A 24,017-nucleotide genomic window follows, 5' to 3' on the forward strand; every position below is an offset into this window, starting at 1 on the left:
TCGCCTCGCGTCGCAGAAGCGCAACGCCATGATCCGACTCAGTTTGCCGGCACCGGGCAGGCCAGGTCGCCCTCTTCGCATTGGAGATAGGCCTTGAGCTTTTCCAGGCGCTGCTTGCCGAGCTCATCGTGGCATTGCAGGACCAGCATGCGATGGATGCTGCCATTGACCGTGTCGCCGGTCGAAAAATCGCATTCGGCATCGCTATAGGCGTCCCAGGCCTTCTGCGCGGCCGCCAGCCTTTCCCTGCCTTTCGGGTCGTCCTTGAGCCGGTCCATGATCTCGTCATAGGCGACTTTTAAGGCTGCCTTGGTCTTTATCAGCGCCCGGTCGGCGCATTCGTTCAGCTGGGACTGATTGGAAGAATCGCTACACTCCTGAGCCAGCGCCGGCCTCGCCGCCAGGAGCGCAGCCAGGCAAAGCAGGCCGACCGCAAAGCGCATGGACAATCTCCCTTCATTGCCATGGGAAATTGCGAGACTAACGCGCTAAAAAGCTTAGCCGCAACGCCTCCAATTGCGTGCCCGCGCACTGCCGGTGGTTGACAGGATGGAGACTCCTCGTCTATGAGCCACCCACAAGTTTGGACGCGCTCTCGGGCGCGTCTTTCAGTTCGGCCTGGCGACGGGCCCAGTTCGACGGATCAGACCAATGAAGATCAAGAATTCGCTCAAGGCCCTCAAGGGTCGTCATCGCGACACCCAGCTGGTTCGCCGCAAGGGTCGCGTTTACCTCATCAACAAGACCGCTCCGCGTTACAAGGCTCGCCAGGGCTGAGTAATCGGGCCGGACGATTTCGCGCTATCCGGCCGGAGTCGGCATTATGCCGATTCCTTTCACGCGAAATTCAATTTGACGTTCCCATGCCGAGGAATAGTTTCTTTGGCATGAGGAGCGTTTTTGCTTTTTTACTTGGATTGATGATGGCCGCCGGCACGATGTCGGCCTCCGCACAATCCAAGCTACCCGAACGGGGCGATCCGCTCGCGCCACCGCCATCGACCGATCCGGCGTTTCCCACCACGCCGAAGGATCAGGCAGTTCCCCGCGCTCCGGTAACGCTCGATTCGCTGTTTGCCGACCTCAAGCGCGAGCGCAACGAGAAGGCGGCCGCGCGCATCGCCGGCCGCATCCAGAGTCGCTGGGATCATTCGGGCAGCGCCTCCGTCGACCTGATGATGGGATGGGCGCAAAAGGCGATGGCCGAACATAAGTTCGACGTCGCGCTCGACTTCCTCGACCAGATCGTCACCCTTGCGCCCGAATATGCCGAAGGCTGGAACCGCCGCGCCACCGTGCATTTCCTGATGCAGAGCTACGCCAAGTCGATGGCCGACATCGAGCACACGCTGGTTCTCGAACCGCGCCATTTCGGCGCGATGGCCGGCCTGGCGGTGATCATGGAGATGCGCGGCCGCAAGCAGCTGGCACTGGAAGCCTGGCAGAAGGTGCTCGACGTCTACCCGATGATGCGCAACGCGCAGAGCAGGGTCACGGCCCTGTCGGAAGATCTGGCCGGCGAGGCCATCTGAACCCCTACTAGAGAACCGGCCGTATACGCGAGGGCTATGCGCCCCCGCGTCCCTCTGCGCCGACATAGGCGATGCGCAGCATGTTGGTGGCGCCGGGGGTGCCCAGCGGCACGCCGGCCGTAACGATGACGCGGTCGCCCGGGCGGCCGAAGCCTTCCTCATAGGCGATGCGGCAGGCGCGATCGACCATATCGTCCAGATCGGTCGCGTCCTCTGTGACCACGCAATGCGTGCCCCAGACCAGCGACAGCCGGCGGGCGGTCTGCACCACCGGGGACAGCGCGATGATCGGTACCTGCGGCCGCTCGCGCGCCGCGCGCAGGCCGGTCGTGCCAGAGGAGGTGTAGGTGACGATTGCCGACAGCTTCAGCGTCTCGGCGATCTGCCGCGATGCCAGCGAAATGGCATCGGCGCCGGTCGCCTCCGGCTCGGAGCGCTGGGCATTGATGATGCCGGCAAAGTTCTGATCCTGCTCGATCTGGATGGCGATCCGGTTCATCGTCGCCACCGCCTCGACCGGATATTCGCCGGCCGCCGATTCGGCCGAGAGCATGACCGCGTCTGCTCCCTCGAACACGGCGGTCGCCACGTCCGAAACCTCGGCGCGCGTCGGCACCGGAGCGGAAATCATCGATTCCAGCATCTGGGTTGCGATCACCACCGGCTTGCCGGCGCGGCGCGCCGCACGCGTGATCTGCTTCTGGATGCCCGGCACCGCCTCAAGCGGCATTTCAACGCCGAGGTCGCCACGCGCCACCATGAGCGCGTCGGAAAGCTCGATGATCTCAGCCAGGCGGGCCACGGCCTGCGGCTTCTCGATCTTCGACAGGAGCAGCGCACGCCCGCGCGCGATCTTGCGTGCCTCGGCCAGATCCTCGGGACGCTGGATGAAGGACAGCGCGACCCAGTCCACGCCTTCGGCCAGCACCGCGTCGAGATCAGCACGGTCCTTCTCGGTCAGCGCGCCCACCGGAAGGTCGGTATCGGGCAGGCTGACGCCCTTGCGGTCGGAAATCTTGTTGCCGGCAACCACGGTGCAGACGATCGACTTGCCGTCGCAGGCCACGGCCTTCAGCTCCAGCTTGCCGTCGTCGATGAGCAGACGGTGGCCGGGCTGCACCGAACTCAGGATCTCGGGATGCGGCAGGTAAACGCGTTTGCTGTTGCCGAGCTCGGGGTTGTCGTCGAGCGTGAAGGTCTGGCCGATCTCCAGCGCTTCCTTGCTATTGGTGAACTTGCCAACGCGCAGCTTCGGTCCCTGAAGGTCGGCCAGGATGCCGATGGGCCTGCCGAGCTGGGTCTCCACCGAACGGATGCGACGGACCAACTCACGCATCAGCGGATGGTCCGTATGGCTCATATTGATGCGAAAGGCGTCGGCCCCCGCCTCGAAAAGCTTCTTGATCATGTCCTCGGACGAGGAAGCCGGACCGAGCGTTGCGAGGATCTTTACCTTTCGGCTGCGTCTCATGGAGAATTCGTTCCCGTGACGGCAGCAGTGCCGTCTGTTGCGGGCTCATCAGTCAACTGGACCATCCAGCTGGCCTGTTCGCCCGTATCATATTCCTTGAAGCCTGCGCGTTGGAACCCGCGGGCGACACAATCGGTCACGCCGGCGATCTTGAACTCCTTATCGGCAACGCACATGTTGATCGGACCGTCCCAGCGCCCGCCGCGCTCGGAGTCTTCTGCATAAAGATAGTAAAAGCGCGATGACAAAGGCCCTTCGATCAGGGTTTTGCAGGTCGAGGCTTCAATGTGCCACCAACCTTCGGTGACCCAGCCGGTCTTGGCGCGGTAGCCGATGCCGACGCCGACCAGATTTTGCGTGGCGTTGCAGACCCTGAAGTCGGCGCGCGCAGCGCTGGAAGTGGCGACGAAGAATACAGGAACGACGAGAAGGAAAAGCACTGTGGCCCACGCAGAACGCATGAAAAGCGCCCCCGCAAACCTCATTCTCGAACCCCTCTTGCTTCGCATCGGCATTATCAGGTGCTCCTTTTCGGCAAAGTCCGGGCGCATGTCAACGCGCTCCAATGCCCAATCCAATCGATTTAGATGCGGCTATGCGGCGGCTTCCCCCGCCTTCGGCACCATTTCCGCCAGAACATTGACCAAACGACGGCATTGCGCACGACCTAACTTCATGAAATGACGAACCTATCCTCATCAACACCGGCAGACGGGAAGTTTGCAAGTCCATGACGCGAGCCGCAGTATTTGCCCCCTTCGAAATCATCGAGGGAGACCGCAAGCGAGGTATCGTGCTCGTCAGCGACCATGCCAAGCGCGACCTGCCGGACGAATATGACGACCTCGGCCTGCCGGCCAGCGAATTCCAACGCCACATCGCCTATGACATCGGCGTCGAGCACGTGACGCGAAAGCTTGCGGCATTGCTCGATGTGCCTGCGGTGCTTGCCAATTTCTCGCGCCTTCTCATCGACCCCAATCGCGGCGAGGACGACCCCACCCTCATTCGCCAACTCTATGACGGCACGGTGGTTCCTGGGAACTACCCGATGGCCGAAGAAGAGCGAGAAAAGCGGCTGGAGAAATACTACCGCCCCTATCATGACGCCGTAGGCGCCATGGTGGCCTCGGTGGCGCGCGAAAGCGGCCGGGCGCCGTTCATTCTCTCGCTCCACTCCTTTACACCGGTCTGGAACAGTCACCCCCGCCCCTGGCATGTCGGCATGCTATGGGACAAGGACGACCGCGCCGTGCGTCCGCTGATGGAGGGCATCGCGCAGGACAAGACGCTGATCATCGGCGACAACGAACCCTATGACGGAGCGCTGCGTGGCGACACCATGTTCCGGCACGCCATCGTCAAAGGCTATGCCCATGCGCTGATCGAGATCCGCCAGGACCTGATCGCCGAAGAGGCCACGGCCGAGGAGTGGGCAAACTACCTCGCCCCCATCGTTGACGCGGTCAATTCGCGCCCCGATATACATGAAGTCAGACAATTCGGCTCGCGCACGGGCCCGCTGTGATGGAGGCCGAGATGGCGGAATTTAGCAAGGAACAGCAACGCGATTTCGAGGCCGCCGCCTTCCGCCGGCTGGTGCAGCACCTGCGCGAACGAACCGACGTGCAGAACATCGACCTGATGAACCTCGCCGGCTTCTGCCGCAACTGCCTGTCCAACTGGTATCGCGAGGCCGCCGAGGAAACCGGCGTTGCCCTGACCAAGGATGAGTCGCGCGAGATCATCTACGGCATGCCCTATGCCGAATGGCAGGCGAAGCACCAGACCGAAGCTTCGGATGCCAAAAAGGCTCAGTTCGAGGCGAACCGCCCGAAGGACCACTGAATCGGCTTTTTGTCAGCGCCTTCATCCAGTTGAGGCACAGCCACATTCGCTTTGAGTGTGAGAACCCGGCATTTCCGGCCAACTCTGTTGCCATTCCGCCCTTGACCCCTCGGGTCGGCTAAGGCATCGAACGGCAACCCATCCGCCGCGCCGAGTCGCGGCTTTTTCATCCGGAGCAAAAGAATGGCCGACGAGATCACCGAAACCAGCCAGACCGTTGCCGCGGGCCAGCTGCGCGCCTTCATCGAGCGCGTCGAACGCCTCGAGGAAGAGAAGAAGACGATCTCTGACGATATCAAGGACGTCTATGCCGAAATGAAGGGCACCGGCTTCGACACCAAGGCCGTTCGCACCATCATCCGCCTGCGCAAGAAGGACCAGGCCGAGCGCCAGGAAGAGGAAGCGATCCTCGACCTCTATCTGGCCGCGCTCGGCATGGCCTGAGGCCGACGGCCCGTCAGAAGCGAAATAGAACTGTGAGCCTGGGGCGAGATGACTTCCATCACCTCGCCCCAGGCTTTTGTTTTTAGCCCTCAGCCAAGCAGCACGTCGCGCAGCACCACGGCATCGTTGTGGGTTTCGTCATGGGCGGCATAGACCAGCGTCAGCACGCCAGCCTGCGCCATCTCGCGCAGCCGATCGAGATCGGGGCCATGCTGAGCCAACTCGGCACGGTAGCGCCGGCGAAACTCTTCCCACTTTTCAGGATCGTGGCCGAACCATTTGCGCAGCTCGGTACTGGGCGCGATGTCCTTCATCCAGTCGGCGATCGCGGCGTCCGCCTTGCGCACGCCGCGCGGCCACAGCCGGTCGACAAGGATACGTGTGCCATCCTCGGCAGACGGGGCCTCATAGGCTCGCTTGAGCCGCACCCTGTCTGCCGGAATGTTCGTGTTCATTCCCCGGCGGGATGGAAGTTCAGCGCCACGCCATTGATGCAGTAGCGAAGGCCGGTCGGCGGCGGGCCATCCTCGAAGACATGGCCGAGATGGCTGCCGCAACGCGAGCAGTGAACTTCGGTGCGCGTCATGCCATAGGTGCGGTCGGCCGTGGTTTCCACCGAACCCTCGACCGGGTCGTTGAAGCTCGGCCAGCCGGTGCCGCTTTCGAATTTCAGCTTGGATTCGAACAGGGGCTGGTCGCAGCCGGCGCAGGTGAAGGTGCCGGCCCGCTTTTCATAAAGCAGGGCGCAGCTGCCGGGCCGCTCGGTGCCGTGCCCGCGCATGACGGCATATTGCTCCGGCGTCAGAAGCGCCCGCCATTCCGCGTCGGTGCGGGTCACCGGATAGCGATGTTCGTCCATGATGCTCTCCCTACTTCTCGTCGGCCATATGTAGGCCTGAACGCGTGGGCAAAACAGGGCCCTAATCGGTCTTCGGCTTGTAATAATGCGGCAAGTCAGGGTTGTCGAAGCGGTCGGCGTCGAGCCCTGCCTCGATGTCCGCCGGCAGCACGTCGCGCAGCTTCCGATAATAGCATTCCCGGATGAGATGCAGGGCGCCGCTGTCGCGCCCGCCCATGAAGGTTTTGACGTCGGCAAGCGTTTGCCAGTTGAGCGGCTGGTGGAAGAAGCGGTTCAACTCGCCCAAGGTCTCGAAGACATACATCAGGTCGCGCAACGGTATTGAGACCATCTGCTCTTCCGGGATCGTCTCCAGCCCGTATTCTACCTGCTCTTCGACCGTCGTGTAGTGGGCTTTGTCCATCTCAGTGCTTCCTCGATAGCTCCTTCGTGGCGCTTTCCAGCCCCGAAAGCGTCAGCGGATACATGCGCCCGGCAAAGATCTCGCGGATCATGCCGATGGAATGGGTATAGCTCCAATGCTTCTCACCCGAGGGGTTGAGCCAGACGGCGTTGGGCCACTGTTCGAGCACGCGCTGCAGCCACACCGAGCCGGGCTCGGGGTTCCAGTGCTCGACGGAACCGCCCGCATAGGAGATTTCATAGGGGCTCATCGAGGCGTCGCCTACGAAGATCACCTTATAGTCGCGGCCGTATTTGTGGAGCACGTCGAGCGTCGGGATGGTCTCGGAACGACGGCGGCGATTGTCCTTCCACACGCCTTCGTAGAGGCAGTTGTGGAAGTAGAAATATTCGAGCTGCCGGAATTCGGCGCGCGCCGCCGAAAACAGCTCCTGGACCGCCTCGATATGGTCGTCCATCGAGCCGCCGACATCGAAGAACATCAGAAGCTTCACCGCATTGCGCCGCTCGGGCCGGGTGCGCACGTCGAGATAGCCGTGCTCGGCCGTAGCGTTGATGGTGCCGGGCAGGTCGAATTCCTCTTGAGAGCCCTCGCGCACCCAGCGGCGCAGCCGCTTCAGCGCCACCTTGATGTTGCGCGTGCCAAGCTCGACGGAATCGTCGAAATTCTTGAACTCGCGCTTGTCCCACACCTTCACCGCGCGGCGATGGCGGCTTTCGTGCTGGCCGATCCGCACGCCTTCGGGATTGTAGCCATAGGCACCGAAAGGCGAGGTGCCGGCGGTGCCGATCCATTTCGAGCCGCCCTGATGGCGTCCCTTCTGCTCCTCTAGCCGCTGTTTCAGCGTCTCCATCAGTTTTTCGAAGCCGCCCAGCGCCTCGACGAGTTTTTTCTCCTCATCGGTCAGATGCTTTTCGGCAAGGCGCCGCAGCCATTCCTCGGGAATGTTGGCGACATCGACGGCCCCCTCGCCCGAAACCGCCTCCACGCCCTTGAAGACATGGGAAAACACCTGGTCGAAACGGTCGATATGGCGCTCGTCCTTCACCAGCGTGGCGCGGGCGAGATAGTAGAAGCCCTCTACATCGTATGTGACGAGATCGGCCTCCAGCCCCTCGAGCAGAGCGAGATATTCGCGCAGCGAAACCGGGACCTTGGCAGCTTTGAGTCCGAGAAAGAAGGGTATGAACATGGGGGCAATTTGGTTCGCATCCGGCCCGCAGGCAAGACCGCCCGCAGAGCTTTCGGTCGACTAGTCCGGTCGGCCAACAAGGTAAACAAGCGGATTCAGCCTTTTTTGGTAATTTCCCGTTAGCAATTGCCCAAGCGTGTTGCGATGGCCTCTAGCCGTCGCCGTTTTTGCGTGCGGGTGTCTATGCGTTTTTCAGGCGTGTCAGCAGTTGTCTTCGCTTGCATGGCCATGGCCGGCTGTTCGTCCAGCTCTGGCCTGGGCGATCTTTTGGCGCAGGCGCGGCCTCCTTCGAAGGAGACGACGAGTTCCGTCACCAGGCCGAACAGCCCGGTGCCTGAGGCAACAATCCCATCGGTCGCGGTAAGTGAAGCCCCGCTGCAGCGAACCGAGCCGCAGGAAGTGCTGGCCTGGGCCGGTCCCGTGCCGCAGGCTTCGGTGCCGCAGGCGACGACCATGGGCATGCCGATCCCGGCCGAGAAGCCCCTGGCCATGCTAGCGCCCCCGCAGCCGATGGCTCGCGCCACCCGGGGACAGCGCTCGCGAATCTACAGTCGTCAGTTCCGCGACGCCAAACCGATCAATTTCGGCAGGGCCTCACCCAGGGCGTTGGCCGTGCATGGCGTCGACGTGTCGCGCTGGCAGGGCGACATAGACTGGCCGAAGCTGCGCACGCAGGGCGCCAACTTCGCCTATATCAAGGCCACCGACGGTGGCGACCATCTCGACCCGATGTTCAGGACAAACTGGCGCGGGGCCCAGGAAGCCGGGCTGAAGCGCGGCGCCTACCACTTCTTCTACTGGTGCCGCACTGCCGGGGAACAGGCCGACTGGTTCATCCGCAACGTGCCGCGCGAGCCGAACGCGCTGCCGCCCGTCATCGACGTCGAATATAATGGCGAGTCGAGCTGCAAGCGACGCCTGTCGCCGGAGAAGATCCGCGAAAAGATGCAGGTGTTCATGGACAAGCTGGAGCGCCACTACGGCCAACGCCCGATCATCTACACCGCCCCGGACTTCTATCGCGACAACCTTCAGGGTGCGTTCCTGAACTATCCGTTCTGGCTCAGGGCCGTGGCCGAGCATCCGTCAAAGGTCTATCCGGGCCGGAAGTGGGTGTTCTGGCAGTATTCGGGGTCGGGCCTGTCGCACGGCGTCGCCGGCAAGGTCGACCTCAACGTCTTCCACGGCAGCGAGGAACAGTGGCACGACTGGGCCGACGCTCGCTCGAGCTGAGGCCTCGCGGGCGGCCTTTGCCCCCGCCGTTTCACAGCCGCCCGGAAACCGGGCGGCATGCCCCCTCTGAACGGTCTTACATCAGATCGTATTCGATGAAGCCGGTACGCCGCGCCACGTGGTCGTAGAGCTTGCGTGCGGTGGTGTTGGTCTCGTGCGTCATCCAATAGACGTTGGACACGCCGATCTTGCCCGCTTCCTGCTTCACCGCCTGGATCAGGGCAGCGCCAACGCCCTTGCCCCGCGTTTCGGGCGTAGTGAACAGGTCCTGCAGGTAGCAGTTGTTGACGATCGACCAGCCGGAGCGGTGATAGAGATAGTGCACCAGCCCCACCGGCTTGCCGTCGATCAGCGCCAGAAAGCCCTTGGGCTCGAACTCGCCTTCAGTGAACAGGCGCTTCCAGGTGGTCTGGTAGACCTCCTCCGGCACGGTGGTCTTGTAGAATTCGAGATAGGCGGTCCAGAGCCGGCGCCAGTCGTCATGGTCGGCCTGCTGGAAGGGGCGGATGACTACGTCGCTCATTGGGGTCCCTAGCGCTGATATTTGATGAAAGGCGTGGCATGGGCGAGCTTGTCGTAGAGCTTGCGCGCCGTTTCGTTGAAATCCTGCGTGAGCCAGTAAGTCTGCGCGGCCTCGTGCTTGTCGGCTTCCGAATACACCGCTTCGATCAGCGCCCGGCCGATGCCCTTGCCGCGGATTTCGGGATCGGCAAACAGATCCTGCATGTAGCAGCGCGGATTCCATTCGGAGGTGGAGGAGACGAAGAAATAGTGGGCGAGCCCGACGACCTTGCCGTCGACCTCTGCGGCGAATCCGAAAGGCTCTCCGCTGCCTTCCAGAAGCCGCGACCAAAGCCGGTCGGTCACGCGCGGCTCGACGCTACGCTTGTAGAACGTGTTGTAGCCCTGCCAGAGCTTTTCCCAATGCGCCCTGTCTTCTGGAGCAAATCGGCGGATTGTTACTTCGGTCATTGCTGTTCCATCGCTTGTTCGTAGCGGGACAGACTTGCTGAAACCTCGTTGTAGCGCCATCGGGCCAGATAACGGAAATCGCTGGCCGTTCGGCAGCCCCCTCATCGCTTGGGGAGGGAGCTGCGAAGCAAATCGGCTTAAGGCGCTTACCCCTGCCGTCTGGCCATGAACGCCATACGCTCGAACAGATGCACGTCCTGCTCGTTCTTCAGCAGCGCGCCGTGCAGCTTGGGCAGCGCGTTCTTGGCGTCGGCGCGCAGATCGGCCGGATCGACATCGTCGGCCACCAGAAGCCTGATCCAGTCGAGCGCCTCGGAGGTGGACGGCTTCTTCTTCAGTCCCGCCACTTCGCGCACTTCGTAGAACTGCGTCAGCGCCGCGCGCACCAGGCTCTGCTTGATGCCCGGGAAATGGACTTCGACGATCTTGGCCAGCGTCTCGGCATCGGGGAAGCGGATATAGTGGAAGAAGCAGCGGCGCAGGAAGGCGTCTGGTAGCTCCTTCTCGTTGTTCGACGTGATGATGACGATCGGCCGTTGCCGCGCGCGGATCGTCTCGCCGGTCTCGTAGACGAAGAACTCCATCTTATCCAGTTCCTGCAGCAGATCATTGGGGAACTCGATGTCGGCCTTGTCGATTTCATCGATCAGCAGCACCACCTTGCGGTCGGCGGCAAACGATTCCCACAGCTTGCCGCGGCCGATGTAGTTGGTGATGTCGTTGAAACGGTCGTCGCCGAGCTGGCTGTCGCGCAGGCGCGAGACAGCGTCATATTCATAGAGTCCCTGCTGGGCCTTGGTGGTGGATTTGACATGCCATTCTATGAGGTCGAGACCCAGTGCCGCCGCCACCTGCTTGGCAAGTTCGGTCTTGCCGGTGCCCGGCTCGCCCTTGACCAGCAGCGGCCGCTCCAGCGCGATCGCCGCATTGACGGCCACCATCAGATCCTTCTCGGCGACATAGGCCGTTGTGCCTTCAAAACGCATTCCAAACTCCGCTTTCATGCCGGCCGGGAGATTAGGTGCACCCAGCCATCACAGCAAGGCGCCGGAGCCGTTTTGCGTCGGCCTGTCGCGCCTTGATCGTAATTTTGCTGCACTGCAATATATAGACTGGACACAGCCCGGACAAAGGACCTCGCCATGAACGCCAAAAAGACCGCCATCGTTACCGGCTCAACCTCGGGCATCGGCTTGGCTGTCGCCAATGCATTGGCGGCCCAAGGCTGCAACATCGTGGTCAATTCCTTCTCCAACAGGAGCGAAGACCATGAGATCGCGGAGAAGATCGCCGCCGACCACAAGGTCAAGGCGATCTATGTCGAGGCCGACATGTCGGATCCGGGAGCATGCCGCGCGCTGGTGGCCAAGGCGGCCGAGAATTTCGGCTCGATCGACATCCTCGTCAACAATGCCGGCATCCAGTATGTCGCGCCGATCGAGGATTTCCCGATCGAGAAATGGAATGCGATCATCGCCATCAACCTTACCTCGTCCTTCCACACGATTGCCGCGGCAATACCCTTCATGAAGGAGCAGGGCTGGGGACGGATCGTCAACATCGCCTCCGCACACGGGCTGGTCGCCTCGCCGTTCAAATCGGCCTATGTCTCGGCCAAGCACGGCATCCTCGGGCTCACCAAGACGGTGGCGCTGGAGGTGGCGACCTTCGGCATCACCTGCAATGCCATCTGCCCGGGCTATGTGCTGACGCCGCTGGTCGAGGCGCAGATCCCCGACCAGATGAAGGCGCACAAGATGGATCGCGAGACCGTCATCCGCGAGGTGATGCTCGAAAAGCAGCCGACCAAGGAGTTCGTTACCGTCGGGCAGATCGGGGCGGCCGCCGCCTTCCTCTGCTCTGATGCCGCCGCACAGATCAACGGCACGCATCTTTCCATCGACGGTGGCTGGACGGCGGCCTGATCGACGGCCGCGCAAGTCAAATCAACAGGAAACATCGACAGGAATACGCCATGACTGGAAACGGCAAGGCGGAGGAGAAGAAACCGATCAACATCGCGCTTCAGGGGGGCGGCTCGCATGGCGCCTTTTCATGGGGCGTGCTGGACCGCCTGCTGGAGGATGGGCGGCTCGAAATCGCGGCGGTGTCAGGCACCAGTGCCGGCGCCATGAACGCTGCCGCCCTCGCCGACGGTTGGGTGCGCGGCGGCGCCGAGGGCGCGCGCCAGAAGCTGCACGACCTCTGGCGTGCGGTTGCGCTCAAGGGGCGCTTCAGCCCCGTGCAGCGCATGCCCTGGGACGTGCTCTGGGGCAACTGGTCGGTCGAGCACACGCCGGGCTACATCTGGCACGACACGCTGTCACGAACGCTGTCGCCCTATGCAGCCAATCCCCTCAACATCAATCCGCTGCGCGACGTGGTGGCGGGCGAGATCGACTTCGACAACGTCCATTCCTGCAAGGCGATCAAGCTCTTCGTCTCGGCCACCAATGTCGAGACCGGGCAATTGCGCGTCTTCGAGCCGAACGAGATCACGCTCAATGTCATCATGGCCTCGGCCTGCCTGCCGCAGATCTTTCAGGCCGTCGAGATAGACGGCACGCCCTACTGGGACGGCGGCTATGGTGGCAATCCGGCGATCTTCCCCTTCTTCAGCGAAGCCAAGACCGACGACGTGCTGCTGGTGCAGATCAATCCCGTCACCCGTGAGGGAACACCCCGGACCGCCAACGAAATCCAGAACCGCATCGACGAGATCACCTTCAACGCTTCGCTCCTGCGCGAATTCCGGGCAATCGCCTTCATCAAGGAGCTGATCGCCGCCGGCCGGCTGCCGCATGGCGAATACCGCGACATCCGCATGCATCGCATCGACGCCGACGAGGCCTTCAAGGACCTGTCGGCCTCCTCCAAGGTCAATGCCGAATGGGCGTTCCTGGAATATTTGCGCGACCTTGGCCGCAACGCCGCCGGCGACTGGCTGGACGAGAATTTCGACGCAGTCGGCAACCAACCGACACTCGACCTGACCGACGAATTCCGCGGCCGCTTCGGCCCGTTGCAGCACACGAGCCCCGGCAAGCGCGTGCGCGAATTCCTGGCGACGCGCAAGAAGCCAGAGGCTGCCTAGCGGCGCGTTTCTAGACTTTCGAAACCCATGATGTGTTAAACTTGGGGGCTGGAAGTTCGAGGAGAAAATGCCATGCGCCTCACGGTCGACGGACAAGAGATCGACATCGACGCCGATCCCGATATGCCGCTTCTGTGGGCGCTGCGCGACCTTGCCGGCAAGAAGGGCCTGAAATTCGGCTGTGGCATTGCCGCCTGCGGCGCCTGCACGGTGCATGTGAATGGCGAGGCGGTGCGCTCCTGCACGCTGCTGGTGGGACAGTTGGACGGCCCCGTCACCACCATTGAGGGGCTTTCGACGGGCGGCAAGCTGCATCCCGTCCAGCAGGCCTGGCTGGAGGAACAGGTGCCGCAATGCGGCTACTGCCAGTCCGGCCAGATCATGAGCGCGGCCGCTCTTCTGGAGCATACGCCCTCACCCACCGACGCCGAGATCGACGAAGCCATGAGCGGCAATCTCTGCCGCTGCGGCACCTATCCCCGCATCCGCGCGGCGATCAAGCGCGCGGCAGCGCTGAAGGCGGGAGCCTGACATGGCAGGAAAGATCGCCCGTCGAACCTTCCTGATCGGTGCTGCGGCAATCGCCGGCGGCGTCGCCTTCGGCTACTACAGCTACCGCAAACCCTTCCCCAACCCGCTTGAAGGCGGGCTCCCCGACGGCGACGCGACCTTCAATCCCTATGTGAAGATCGCGCCCGACAACACCATCACGGTCATCGCGCCGCGCGCCGAGATGGGCCAGGGCGTCGCGACCACGCTCGCTGCACTGGTGGCAGAGGAACTCGACCTCGACCTTGCGGCGCTCAAGGTCGAGCATGGGCCGGTGGCCTCGGCCTACGCCAATATCGCCATCCTTCGCGACAGCTTGCCCTTCCCCGTCTTCGACGACTCCACGCTCGCCAATCTGGCGCGCGACGGCATGGAAGTCGTCGGCAAGTTCCTGGCCGTGCAGGCAACCGGCGGATCGTCCACCACGATTGACGCCTTCGACAAGATGCGCCATGCCGGCGCCGCAGCCCGCGAAATGCTGAAGGCGGCTGCAGCCAAGGAGTTCGGCGTTGCCGCCGCAACGCTGACCACGCGGGACGCCAAGGTCACCGACCCCGCCTCGGGCAGAAGCCTGACCTATGGCGAGCTTGCGGCCGCGGCAGCAAAGCTCGCGCCCCCCAGGGAGATCGCGCTGCGCGAGCGGAGCGAATGGCGCCTGCTCGGCAAGCCGCAGATGCGCACCGATATGCGCGCCAAAGTCACCGGCCAGCCGATATTCGGCATCGACGTCGACCTGCCCGACATGCTCTTCGGCACAGTGCGCATGAACCCGCATCTGGGTGGCGCGGTAGTCTCTCTCGACGCCTCCGAGGCCGAGAAGATGCTTGGTGTCATCAAGGTCGTGCCGATCAAGACCCATCTCGGCAATGGTTTCGGCGTGATCGCCAAATCCACCTGGCATGCGTTCCGGGCAGCCGATGCGGTGAAGGTCGAATGGGGCACGGCCCCCTACCCCGCCGACAGCGCCGGCATGTGGCAGGTGCTGGCCGATGCCGCGGCCCAAAACGGCTCGGTGATGCGCAACGACGGCAATGTCGAGGCCCAGTTCGCCGACGCCTCGCCCGAGCGGCTGATCGAGGCCGAATATCGCGTGCCCTTCCTGGCTCACGCCGCCATGGAACCGATGAACGCCACAGCACAGCTGGAGGACGGCGTGCTCGACATCTGGGCGCCCAACCAGGCGCCGTCGCTGCTCCGCACGCTCTGCGCCCGCGAGGCCGGGATAGCCGAGGCCAAATGCAACGTTCATGTCACCTATCTCGGCGGCGGCTTCGGGCGGCGGCTAGAAGCTGACTACGCGCTCTATGCTACCAAGCTCGCGCAAGCCGCCGACGGCCGGCCGGTGAAGGTGACCTGGACGCGCGAGGAAGACATCACGCACGATGCCTATCGGCCCGCAGCCCTCGGCCGCTTCCGCGCCCGGCTGGACGAGACGGGCATGCCGGTGGCGGTCGATCTCAAGGTGATCTCGCTGTCGATCATGGCAAGCGTGCTGCCGCGCTTCTACCCGATGCTTATGGCGCTTGGCCCCGACAAGACGCTGACCGACGGCCTGTTCAACCAGCCCTACACGATCCCGAACTACCGCGTCGCCGGCGTGAAGGCAGAGCTTGCCGTGCCGGTCGGCTTCTGGCGCTCGGTCGGCAACTCGGTCAACGGCTTCCTGCACGAAGCCTTCATGGACGAGATCGCAACCGCCGGCGGCATCGACCCGGTCGAACTGCGCAAGCGGCTGATGGCCAACTATCCCACCGCCGTGAAGGTGGTGGAGAAGGTCGCCGCCATGTCGAACTGGGCCGAGAAGCTACCGGCAGGCAAGGCGAAAGGTTTTGCTTTCGTGCTCAGCTTCGGAAGCTGGGTGGCCGAGGTCGTGCAGATCGCAGAGACACCGCAGGGCATCCTAATCGAGAAGGTCTGGATCGCCGCCGATGTCGGCACCGCGCTCGACCCCGGCATCATAGAGGCGCAGCTGACCTCGGGTGCGGTCTTCGGGCTTTCGGCCGCCATCGGCCAAGAGATCACCTTTGCTGACGGTATAGTCGAACAGACGAACTTTCATGATTTCGACGCAATGCGCATGTCTCAATGCCCGGCATTCGAGGTCGCGATTCTGGAGAACGCGCCGCAGATGGGAGGGGTCGGGGAAATCGGCACACCGCCATCGCTTCCTGCGCTTGCCAATGCAGTATTCGCGCTTAAGGGCAAACGCATTCGGGCTTTGCCGTTGAACAAGGAAGTGACGTTCGCCTGACCTCATCATCGATTTCCTGGAGGGGTCGCATGATGCAAGGTTTACGTAACATTCCCATGCGAAGAGCTCGACCGAGCTTTTGCAGCCGGAAAATATTCGGCCGATGTGTCGGCAACGCCGAAAGATAAGCGTCTTTCAAGGACTCATGTGTAAAGCATGGTTCCTGACAACCCATTGTCAGGATTTGTCGTCCGATGAATTTTTCTGACTGTTTTGGGATTTGACTTTGATGTACGAAACGCCGCTCGTCGGTTGACGTGGGATATAACCGATTGAATCCGGCCGGGGACGCACCCATATCGAGCGGCAAGCCTGCAAATGACCGTGGTCTCGCCGGGGACCCAAGTATTGGAAATGATCATGGCCAAGGTTAGGTTTCACAAGCTTGCCGCTATAGGTGTGCTTATTGGTTTCGCCGCCTGGATGGGCACGGGCGAATTTTCTTCCGTCGGCAGCGCGGCCGCCGAGGCCGAAAAGAAGCCGACAGCAGCCGAGCAGCCCAAGGCACCCACGCGTACGGTCGCGGTGATCGCGCCGCCGCGCGTCGTGCATGCCCGCGCCATCCGCATGTCCGGCCAGACCGAGGCCGACAAGCGCGCCGTGCTCGCCACGCGCGTGGGCGGCATCATCGCCAAGCTGCCGGTCAAGCAGGGCCAGCACGTCAAGGCGGGCGACCTGGTGCTGATGCTCGATGCGGAGGAAAAGACCGCCGCCGTCGAGACCGCGCGCCAGCTGGTTGCACAGCGCGAGGCCGAGGCCGACGCCCAGGAGCGCCTGGTCAAGTCCGGCAACTCACCCAAGCTGCAGTCCGACATCGTCCGCTCCGCGCTTGCGGCGGCCAGGTCTCAGCTCGAGGCCGCGCAGGCCGAGCTTGCCCGCACCCAGGTCAAGGCGCCGTTCGACGGCGTCATCGATCGCGTGCCGGTCGAGCCCGGCAGCTCGATCATGGCCGGCGGCGAAGTGGCCACCATCCTCAGCCTCGATCCGATCGTGGCCAAGGGCGAGATCAGCGAACGCGACCTGAGCTACGTCAAGATTGGCGACGATGCCGAGGTAAAGCTCGTCAATGGTGAGACGGCTAAGGGCACCGTGCGCTACATCAGCCGCGACGCCTCGACGTCCACCCGCACGTTCCGCATAGAAATAGCGGTTCCCAATCCCGAGGCCACGATACCGGCCGGCATGACGGCCGAGATCACAGTCAGCGCCCAGCCCGCCGAAGCGGTCATCCTGCCGCGCTCGGTGGTGACGCTGAGCAGCAATGGCGACCTCGGTATCCGTACCGTCGACAAGGACCACAAGGTCTCCTTCCACCCGATCGACATCGTCGACGACACTCCGTTCGGGCTGGTGCTCGGCGGCATTCCGTTCGACGCGAACATCATCGTGGCCGGTCAGGACCTCGTCTCCGATGGGGACACGGTGGAAGCCGTCACTGCCGACGCAGAAATGATCAAGAAGCTTGCCGGCGCCCCTAGCGGCGGCCTCCCGCAATAAGGCGCCTCGCGGCGCCCGCCTGATACGACAAAGGTCGAAACATGGGTATCGTCGGCTACGCAATCCGCAATGCGCGGCTTACGCTTTCCTTCATGGTGTTTTTCCTGATCGCCGGTGCGCTGGCGTATCAGTCGATTCCCAAGGAAGCCGAACCGGACATCAAGATTCCGATCATCTATGTGAGTCTTGCCTATAACGGCATCTCACCGGAGGACTCCGAGCGGCTGCTGTTGCGGCCGGTCGAAACGCGCATGAAAAGCCTCTCCAACGTCAAGGAGATGCGCTCGGCCGCCTATCAGGGCGGTGGCTACGTGCTGATCGAGTACAATGCCGGCGCGAACCTCTCGACCGCGCTGGAGGACGTGCGCGCCAAGGTGCAGGACGCCAAGCGCGACCTGCCGCAAGGCTCCGAGGAACCGACCGTCAACGAGGTCAACCTCTCCGAATTTCCGGTGCTGGTTGTGACACTGGCCGGCAACGTGCCGGAACGGGCGCTGACTGCCGCCGCGCGCGAACTGCGCGACCGCATCGAAGAGGTGCCGGGCGTTCTGCAGGCTGACCTGCGCGGCGCCCGCGACGATCTGGTCGAGGTCATCATCGACCCGGTCAAGCTCTCCTCCTATGGCCTGCGCCTCGACCAGCTCATGGCGGGCGTCGGCGCCTCCAACAGCCTCGTTGCCGCCGGCAATATCGAGGGTGCCGAAGGCCGCTATGCCATCAAGGTGCCCTCGCTGATCGAGACGCCGGAGGACGTCGCCAACCTGCCGATCGTCGCCGGTCCCAACGCCGTGGTTCGGGCGAAGGACATCGCCACCGTCCGTTCGACCTACAAGGACGCCGAGACCATCGCTCGTCTGGACGGCAAGCCGGCAATCGCCATCGAGGTGAAGAAGCGCACCGGCGCGAACCTCGTCGAGACCGTCGACGCGGTGAAGGCGGTGGCCGATGGCTTCGCCAAGAAGCTGCCGGAAGGCAGCGTGGTCTCCTACAGCCAGGACAAGTCGACCTCGATCCGCCAACTGCTGGGCGACCTGCAGAACCATGTGATGATCGCCGTCATCCTGGTGTTCATCATCATCCTCTACGCGCTGTCCGGCCGGGCTTCGATGTTGATCGGCCTGGCGATCCCGACCTCGTTCCTGCTCGGCATATTGATGCTGTCGCTAGCCGGCTTCACGGTCAATATCGTGGTGCTGTTCAGCCTGATCCTGGCGGTGGGCATGCTGGTGGACGATGCCATCATCGTCACCGAGTTCGCCGAGCGGCGCATGGCCGAGGGCATGGATAAGAAGGACGCCTACGCGATGGCCGCAAGCCGCATGGCCGGCCCGGTCATCGCCGCCACCATGACGCGCATCGCCGCCTTCTCGCCGCTGTTGTTCTGGCCGGGCATCGTCGGCGAGTTCATGAAGTACATGCCGATCACGCTGATCGTGACGCTTTCGGCCTCGATGCTCTACGCCCTGGTGTTCACGCCCACGCTGGGCGCCATCTTCGGCAAGGCGCATCACGAGCCCGAACACAAGGACGGGCTCTACATGGGCACCGTCAAGCTTGCCGTGCGCCATCCCCTCATCACGATGGTTCTGGCGGTTGCCCTGCTGGTCGCGGTGCCGTGGGTCTATGCCCACAAGGGCAAGGGCGTCGAGTTCTTCCCCAACGTCGAGCCGGAATACGGCCTGCTCTACGTGCATGCCCGCGGCAACCTCTCGCTAGCCGAAATGGACGCGGCGGTCGCACAGGCCGAGAAGCGCATTCTCGGCTGGCCGGGCGTGAAATCGGTCTACACCCGCGCTGGCAAGACCACCGGCGGCGGCAACAATGTCGACGAGGATGTCGTTGGCGTCATCCAGTACGAATTCGTCGACTGGCGCCAGCGCAAGCCGGCGCATGAGGTGCTGAGCGAACTGCGCACGGCAATGGCCGGCATTCCCGGCGTGAACGTCGAAGTGCAGGTGCCGGAAGCCGGCCCGCCCACCGGCAAGGCGATCCAGGTGCGCCTGTCGGCCGTCGACCCCGCTGGCCTGAACGACAAGGCCAAGGAGGTCGCCGCGATGCTGAAGACGATCCCTGGCGTCATCGACGTATCCGACGGCTTGCCGCCGCCGGGCATCGACTGGGCGCTTAAGATCGACCGGAGCAAGGCTGCCCAGTATGGCACCAGCCCCTATGCGGTCGGTTCCGTCGTCCAGTTGGTGACCAACGGCCTAAAACTGTCCGACTACCGGCCGGCCGGTGCCGACGACGCCGTCGACATCCGCCTGCGCCTGCCGGAGGATCGCCGCACGCTCTCGACGCTCGACCAGATGCGCGTGGAAACCGCCCAGGGCTCGGTGCCGATCTCGAACTTCGTCACCCGCGAGCCCCAGCAGAAGGTGGGCATCCTCAACCGCATCGACGGCCAGCGCACCATAGTGGTGCAGGCCAACGTCGCCAGCGGCGTGCAGCCGGCGGCAGCGCAGGCGGCGGTGACCGACGCGATGAAGAAGATGGACCTGCCCGGCATCCGCTGGAAGCTGGCGGGCCAGGACGAGGAGAGCAAGGCGGCCAGCCAATTCCTGGGCAAGGCCTTCGGCGCGGCGCTGTTCCTGATCTTCATCGTGCTGCTGGCGCAGTTCAACAAGTTCGGCAGCGTGCTGATGGTGCTGTCCTGCGTAATCATGTCGACCATCGGCGTGTTCCTTGGCCTGCTCATCACCGGCCAGCCCTTCGGCATCGTCATGTCGGGCATCGGCGTCATCGCTCTGGCCGGTGTTGTGGTGAACAACAACATCGTGCTGATCGACACCTATGACCGGCTGCGCCACGAAGGCTGGGACAAGATGGAAGCGGTGCTGCAGACCTGCCGCGAACGTGCTCGTCCGGTGGTGCTCACCGCACTGTCGGCCATCTTCGGCGTGCTGCCGATCGCCTTCGGCCTCGGGCTGGAAATCTTCCATCACGAGACGACCATCAGCGCGCCGTCGACCCAGTGGTGGATCTCGCTGTCGAGCGCCATCGTCTTTGGTCTGTCGTTCGCGACGATCCTGACGCTGATCGTCACGCCGGCGATGCTGATGGTGTTCACCCGCAGCAAGGACAGCCGCGTCAGCCGCTTCCTCAATCGCGTGTTCCGCCGCAAACGGAAGGCCGATGCAGCAACTGAGGAACCGGCCCTGGACTCCAATACCGTCGCCTATCCCAAGGCGGCCGAATAACGAAACAGCGCCGCACGCCGACTGAACGGCGTGCGGCGCATTTTTCCGGGCATCCTGCGCCAGCCGCCCCCGACAGGAACCACAGTATAAGCCCCGCATTGTCACCCCGTTGAAGCGCTTCAATGGAGGGACACTCATGACGCTCACCACTCTTCTGGTCATCCTCCTCATTCTGATCCTTGTCGGCGCCGTACCGGCATGGCCGCATTCGCGCGGCTGGGGCTATGGTCCTTCCGGCATCGTCGGCATCATCCTGATCGTGTTGCTGATCTTGTTGCTGATGGGCCGGATTTGATCAGACCACCGGCCGACAGGCGAACGCCCGCAGCAAGGCCTGCTACGGGCGTTTTGATCCTTGCACCGTCGTCAGGCAGCCTTCTCGCGCATGGCACCCGCAATACCGAGATCGGCGAGTGACTGAGCCACCGCTTCATCGAGCGGCGTGTGTGGGATGGTTCCGATGATGCCTTCCAGCCGCGACGACACCAGCCGGTGCTCCTCGAAGCGCAGATAGGACATCGACAGGATGGCCTTCCACATCGGCACAAACGGGCTGCCCGCGCGCAGCACCCACCACGGCATGGAGGCGAGCTTGAGCTTGCGCCCCATGGCCTTCTCAGCCGCCGCCTTTATCTGGAGGTCGGTCACCGCATGGCCGGGAAAGTTCAGGTTCTCATAGGCACCGAGCGTGTCGCGCTTGCCAGCCAGGGCGACGAAGGCCGCCGCGAAATCCGGCAGATAGGCCCACTCATGCACCAGATCGACCGGCCCCGGCGCGGTGTAGACGCCCTTGGCGAGCTTGGAGGCGACGACCAGGTCGAACCATGAGCCGGTACCCGTGCCGCCGAAGAAGTCTCCGGCACGAAGCACGATCGTGCGAACCCGGCCCGCAGCCGCCTCGCGGCGGAACAGTTCTTCCATGGCAACGCGGATGCGTCCCTTTTCGGTCGTCGGACGCTCGGGGGTCTCCTCGGTAATGACCGCCGGCATGGGCGACCCGAAATTGTAGACCGTGCCCGGGAAGAGGTGCAGGGCGCGGTTGGCATGGCAGGCGGCCATCACGTTCTCCGCCATGGGCAGGACGGTGCTCCAGTCGGAATAGATGGGGTTCAGCCCATTGAAGACGATGTCCACGCCTTGTGTGGCCCGGATCAGCGAGTGCCTGTCGAGCGCGTCGCCGGCGACGGCTTCCGCCCCGTACAATTCGGCCGGCAGCTTGCCGTCGCGGGTCACCGCCCGCACCTCGTATCCGGCATCGAGAAAGGCCTTTGCGACGACCCGGCCAAGCCGGCCACGGGCACCCAGAATTGCGATCTTGGTCATGTCGGTCACTCCTGTTTGTGTGAGTAACCTTCATATGATCCATGCATGTGCGAATTGAAATTGACTGAAATCGGCGTTCTGTTATTCAATTTCGAATATGAACGAGATCGACTGGAACCTTATCAGAAGCTTCGTTGCTGTCGCAGAGACCGGCAGCCTTTCGGCCGCCGCGCGCCAGCTTGCCGCCAGCCAGCCCACGCTCGGCCGCCATATCGCGGAGCTCGAGCAGGCGCTTGGCGTGACACTCTTCCGGCGCGGCCGCCAGGGCTATGTGCTGACCGAAGCCGGCAGCCTGCTATTCGAGCGCGGCCGCGCCGTGCATGAGGAGGCGACTGCTTTTTCGCGGCTCGCGCTGGGCTCGGTGGAAGCCATCGAGGGCACGGTCCGCATAGCCGCAAGCGAGATCGTCGCGGCCTGCGTACTGCCCGAAATCCTTGCACGCCTCGGGGTCGAGGAGCCGGCCATCGAGGTCGAGATCGTCGCCTCCAACCAGGTCGAGAACCTGTTGCGCCGTGACGCCGACATCGCAATACGGATGGTGCGGCCGGCGCAGAACGAGTTGATGGCACGAAAGGTCACCGACATTCCGCTGCGCGCCTGCGCGGCGACTAGCTATCTCGACCGGCGCGGGCGGCCGGAGCGGCTCGAGGATTTGCGCGGGCACGACCTGATCGGCTTCGACCGCAGCGATGAAATCATCCGCGGCCTCGAGCGCTACTTGCCAGGGCTGACGCGGCATGCCTTCCGCCTGCGCAGCGACAATCACATCGTGCTCTGGGAAGCAACGCGAGCCGGCAACGGCATCAGCATTGCGCAGGAACCTCTCATCCGGCGGGAGCCAGGTGTCGAGTTCGTGCTCCCCGACCTGCCCCTGCCCACGCTCCCGGTGTGGCTTGCCATGCATCGCGACGTGCGCGCCAGCGTCCGCATCCGCCGCGTGGCGGACTTTCTTCAGGACGAGCTGAAGCGCTACTCGGCCGGCTGAGCCGCCGGCGCGAAGTCGGCGTGGCGGGCCAGGCCCGACATCAGGAACACGACGATCAGCAGCGCCGACACCGAGATAAAGACCGGCGCAAAGCCCGTGTGCTGGCCGACGAAACCGATGGCCGACGGCGCCATCAGGATGCCCGAATAGCCCATGGTGGTGACCACGCTCATGCCCCCGCCGGCCGACAGGCCCGGCTGGTTGCCGGCCGCCGAAAAGATGATCGGCACCATGTTGGCAATGCCGAGCCCGCAGAAGGCAAAGGCCGCAATGGCGACCCAGGGCGTCGGCGCAAAGCCGGCGACAAGCATGCCCGAGGCCGCGATCAGGCTGGAGACGCGAAGCGTGGTTACGGCGCCGAAACGGTTGCGCACCGCATCGCCCATGAAGCGCACCGTCGCCATGGTTCCGGCAAAGAAGGCAAAGGCGAGGCCGGCAGTGGCAAGGTCGGCGCCATGCTCCTGCTTGAGATAGAGCGCCGCCCAATCGAGCACTGAGCCCTCGGGGATCATCGAGAGCAGCGCCATCAGGCCCACGAGGTAGACGGCCGGGCTCTTCGGCAGCGAGAACTTCTTGTGCTCGGTAACGATGTGCCGCTCCTCGACGATGAGATGGCGAAGCGACAGCGAAAGCAGAATGGCCGCGACGATCGTCACCAGCACGGCGTGGACGAGATGGCCATAGTTCTGGATGGCAAAGCCACCCAGGCCGCCGCCGACAAAGCCGCCCAGGCTCCAGAAGCCGTGCGAGGAGGACATGATGGCGCGCGACAGTCGCTTTTCCACGGCCACCGCATTGGAGTTCATGGCCACGTCCATGCCACCGATGACGCCGCCGAACAGGAACATGGCCACTGCGGCCGTTGGTACGTTGGGAGCCAGTGCAACGATCAGCAGGCCGAAGGTGGCGGCCGCGCCGAACCAGCGCACAACGCTGCGGGAGCCATAACGCGAGATCAGGTAGCCGCACCACGACATGAAGACCACGGCCCCGGCGCCGAAGAGCAGGATGAGCAGGCCAAGGGTGAACTCGCTGATGCCGAGGCGAGTGAGGAACACCGGAATCTGCGGCGCCCAGGAACCGGTCATGAAGCCGTTGACGAAGAACGCCGTGGCAACGGCCCAGCGACCGCGTTTTGCGGTTTCGATCATGTTCGAGGCGTGCATT

26 protein-coding genes are annotated in these 24,017 nt (G+C 63.5%); 14 read left to right on the forward strand and 12 right to left on the reverse strand.

The window, feature by feature from the left end; genetic code table 11:
- Positions 1-38 precede the first annotated feature (38 nt).
- Positions 39-443 (reverse strand): lysozyme inhibitor LprI family protein, encoded by a 405-nt coding sequence (locus M2281_RS24145; RefSeq protein ID WP_280823748.1) that lies wholly within the window; start codon positions 441-443, stop codon positions 39-41.
- A 208-nt stretch (positions 444-651) separates the two neighbouring features.
- Between M2281_RS24145 and ykgO the strand changes: the two genes are divergently transcribed.
- Together ykgO and M2281_RS24155 are read left to right on the forward strand one after the other, a co-directional pair.
- Positions 652-777, forward strand: a complete 126-nt coding sequence (gene ykgO, locus M2281_RS24150; RefSeq protein ID WP_106725174.1) for a type B 50S ribosomal protein L36 — start codon at positions 652-654, stop codon at positions 775-777.
- A gap of 110 nt (positions 778-887) precedes the next feature.
- Positions 888-1,532 (forward strand): tetratricopeptide repeat protein, encoded by a 645-nt coding sequence (locus M2281_RS24155; RefSeq protein WP_280823749.1) that lies wholly within the window; start codon positions 888-890, stop codon positions 1,530-1,532.
- Between the two features lie 34 nt (positions 1,533-1,566).
- Here the strand turns inward: M2281_RS24155 and pyk are convergent, their stop codons facing one another.
- Both pyk and M2281_RS24165 read right to left on the reverse strand, forming a co-directional pair.
- Entirely contained in the window at positions 1,567-3,003 is a 1,437-nt protein-coding gene (gene pyk / locus M2281_RS24160; protein WP_280823750.1) for a pyruvate kinase, read from the reverse strand.
- Positions 3,000-3,464: a DUF1036 domain-containing protein gene (locus M2281_RS24165; protein ID WP_425537799.1), complete on the reverse strand. Its 465-nt coding sequence runs from the start codon at positions 3,462-3,464 to the stop codon at positions 3,000-3,002. The genes pyk and M2281_RS24165 overlap by 4 nt, the downstream gene beginning before the upstream one ends.
- A 269-nt stretch (positions 3,465-3,733) precedes the next feature.
- Here M2281_RS24165 and M2281_RS24170 point away from each other — a divergent pair, with 269 nt between their 5' ends.
- From M2281_RS24170 to M2281_RS24180, 3 genes are all read left to right on the forward strand, one after another.
- Entirely contained in the window at positions 3,734-4,531 is a 798-nt protein-coding gene (locus tag M2281_RS24170) for an N-formylglutamate amidohydrolase (RefSeq protein WP_280823752.1), read from the forward strand.
- An 11-nt stretch (positions 4,532-4,542) separates the two neighbouring features.
- Positions 4,543-4,851 carry a DUF1244 domain-containing protein gene (locus M2281_RS24175; RefSeq protein ID WP_280823753.1) on the forward strand — a complete coding sequence of 103 codons (309 nt, stop codon included), beginning with the start codon at positions 4,543-4,545 and terminating at the stop codon, positions 4,849-4,851.
- 183 nt (positions 4,852-5,034) lie between these two features.
- Positions 5,035-5,295, forward strand: a complete 261-nt coding sequence (locus tag M2281_RS24180) for a DUF2312 domain-containing protein (protein ID WP_106725170.1) — start codon at positions 5,035-5,037, stop codon at positions 5,293-5,295.
- A gap of 89 nt (positions 5,296-5,384) precedes the next feature.
- On the opposite strand, the gene M2281_RS24185 is transcribed toward M2281_RS24180, so the two are convergent.
- From M2281_RS24185 to M2281_RS24200, 4 genes are all read right to left on the reverse strand, one after another.
- On the reverse strand, positions 5,385-5,750 hold the full coding sequence (locus M2281_RS24185; RefSeq protein WP_280823754.1) for a DUF488 domain-containing protein: 366 nt from the start codon (positions 5,748-5,750) through the stop codon (positions 5,385-5,387).
- Complete coding sequence (msrB, locus tag M2281_RS24190; protein WP_280823755.1) at positions 5,747-6,154, reverse strand: peptide-methionine (R)-S-oxide reductase MsrB; 408 nt, start codon at positions 6,152-6,154, stop codon at positions 5,747-5,749. The genes M2281_RS24185 and msrB overlap by 4 nt, the downstream gene beginning before the upstream one ends.
- Before the next feature lie 61 nt (positions 6,155-6,215).
- Complete coding sequence (locus M2281_RS24195) at positions 6,216-6,557, reverse strand: hypothetical protein (RefSeq protein WP_280823756.1); 342 nt, start codon at positions 6,555-6,557, stop codon at positions 6,216-6,218.
- 1 nt (position 6,558) lies between these two features.
- Positions 6,559-7,749: a vWA domain-containing protein gene (locus tag M2281_RS24200; RefSeq protein WP_280823757.1), complete on the reverse strand. Its 1,191-nt coding sequence runs from the start codon at positions 7,747-7,749 to the stop codon at positions 6,559-6,561.
- 183 nt (positions 7,750-7,932) lie between these two features.
- On the opposite strand from M2281_RS24200, the gene M2281_RS24205 reads away from it, so the two are divergent.
- Complete coding sequence (locus M2281_RS24205; RefSeq protein WP_280823758.1) at positions 7,933-8,982, forward strand: glycoside hydrolase family 25 protein; 1,050 nt, start codon at positions 7,933-7,935, stop codon at positions 8,980-8,982.
- Between the two features lie 76 nt (positions 8,983-9,058).
- Here M2281_RS24205 and M2281_RS24210 read toward each other — a convergent pair whose 3' ends face one another.
- The 3 genes from M2281_RS24210 to M2281_RS24220 form a co-directional block, all read right to left on the reverse strand.
- A complete protein-coding gene (locus tag M2281_RS24210) occupies positions 9,059-9,505 on the reverse strand; it encodes a GNAT family N-acetyltransferase (protein WP_280823759.1) in 447 nt (148 codons plus the stop codon).
- A gap of 8 nt (positions 9,506-9,513) precedes the next feature.
- The gene (locus M2281_RS24215; RefSeq protein ID WP_280823760.1) at positions 9,514-9,954 is read right to left on the reverse strand and encodes a GNAT family N-acetyltransferase; all 441 of its coding nucleotides are present in this window, start codon (positions 9,952-9,954) and stop codon (positions 9,514-9,516) included.
- Between the two features lie 146 nt (positions 9,955-10,100).
- Positions 10,101-10,940: an AAA family ATPase gene (locus M2281_RS24220; RefSeq protein ID WP_280823761.1), complete on the reverse strand. Its 840-nt coding sequence runs from the start codon at positions 10,938-10,940 to the stop codon at positions 10,101-10,103.
- A gap of 156 nt (positions 10,941-11,096) precedes the next feature.
- Here M2281_RS24220 and M2281_RS24225 point away from each other — a divergent pair, with 156 nt between their 5' ends.
- The 7 genes from M2281_RS24225 (at position 11,097) to M2281_RS24255 (ending at position 20,837) form a co-directional block, all read left to right on the forward strand.
- Positions 11,097-11,879 (forward strand): 3-hydroxybutyrate dehydrogenase, encoded by a 783-nt coding sequence (locus tag M2281_RS24225; protein WP_280823762.1) that lies wholly within the window; start codon positions 11,097-11,099, stop codon positions 11,877-11,879.
- A 50-nt stretch (positions 11,880-11,929) separates the two neighbouring features.
- A complete protein-coding gene (locus tag M2281_RS24230) occupies positions 11,930-13,048 on the forward strand; it encodes a patatin-like phospholipase family protein (RefSeq protein ID WP_280823763.1) in 1,119 nt (372 codons plus the stop codon).
- A 72-nt stretch (positions 13,049-13,120) separates the two neighbouring features.
- Entirely contained in the window at positions 13,121-13,579 is a 459-nt protein-coding gene (locus M2281_RS24235) for a (2Fe-2S)-binding protein (RefSeq protein WP_280823764.1), read from the forward strand.
- Between the two features lies 1 nt (position 13,580).
- Positions 13,581-15,848 (forward strand): xanthine dehydrogenase family protein molybdopterin-binding subunit, encoded by a 2,268-nt coding sequence (locus tag M2281_RS24240; RefSeq protein WP_280823765.1) that lies wholly within the window; start codon positions 13,581-13,583, stop codon positions 15,846-15,848.
- 360 nt (positions 15,849-16,208) lie between these two features.
- Positions 16,209-17,345: an efflux RND transporter periplasmic adaptor subunit gene (locus tag M2281_RS24245; RefSeq protein WP_280823766.1), complete on the forward strand. Its 1,137-nt coding sequence runs from the start codon at positions 16,209-16,211 to the stop codon at positions 17,343-17,345.
- A gap of 41 nt (positions 17,346-17,386) precedes the next feature.
- Positions 17,387-20,542, forward strand: a complete 3,156-nt coding sequence (locus M2281_RS24250; protein WP_280823767.1) for an efflux RND transporter permease subunit — start codon at positions 17,387-17,389, stop codon at positions 20,540-20,542.
- 136 nt (positions 20,543-20,678) lie between these two features.
- Positions 20,679-20,837, forward strand: coding sequence for a DUF3309 family protein (locus M2281_RS24255; RefSeq protein WP_280823768.1), 159 nt, complete (start codon positions 20,679-20,681; stop codon positions 20,835-20,837).
- Positions 20,838-20,908: 71 nt separating this feature from the next.
- Here M2281_RS24255 and M2281_RS24260 read toward each other — a convergent pair whose 3' ends face one another.
- Complete coding sequence (locus M2281_RS24260) at positions 20,909-21,865, reverse strand: NAD-dependent epimerase/dehydratase family protein (RefSeq protein ID WP_280823769.1); 957 nt, start codon at positions 21,863-21,865, stop codon at positions 20,909-20,911.
- A 97-nt stretch (positions 21,866-21,962) separates the two neighbouring features.
- Between M2281_RS24260 and M2281_RS24265 the strand changes: the two genes are divergently transcribed.
- On the forward strand, positions 21,963-22,850 hold the full coding sequence (locus M2281_RS24265; RefSeq protein ID WP_280823770.1) for a LysR family transcriptional regulator: 888 nt from the start codon (positions 21,963-21,965) through the stop codon (positions 22,848-22,850).
- On the opposite strand, the gene M2281_RS24270 is transcribed toward M2281_RS24265, so the two are convergent.
- A complete protein-coding gene (locus M2281_RS24270; protein ID WP_280823771.1) occupies positions 22,835-24,016 on the reverse strand; it encodes an MFS transporter in 1,182 nt (393 codons plus the stop codon). The two genes, M2281_RS24265 and M2281_RS24270, sit on opposite strands and share 16 nt — an antisense overlap.
- Position 24,017 lies beyond the last annotated feature (1 nt).

The sequence above is a fragment of the Pseudaminobacter soli (ex Li et al. 2025) genome (assembly GCF_029892515.1).
Classification (GTDB): domain Bacteria; phylum Pseudomonadota; class Alphaproteobacteria; order Rhizobiales; family Rhizobiaceae; genus Pseudaminobacter; species Pseudaminobacter soli_A.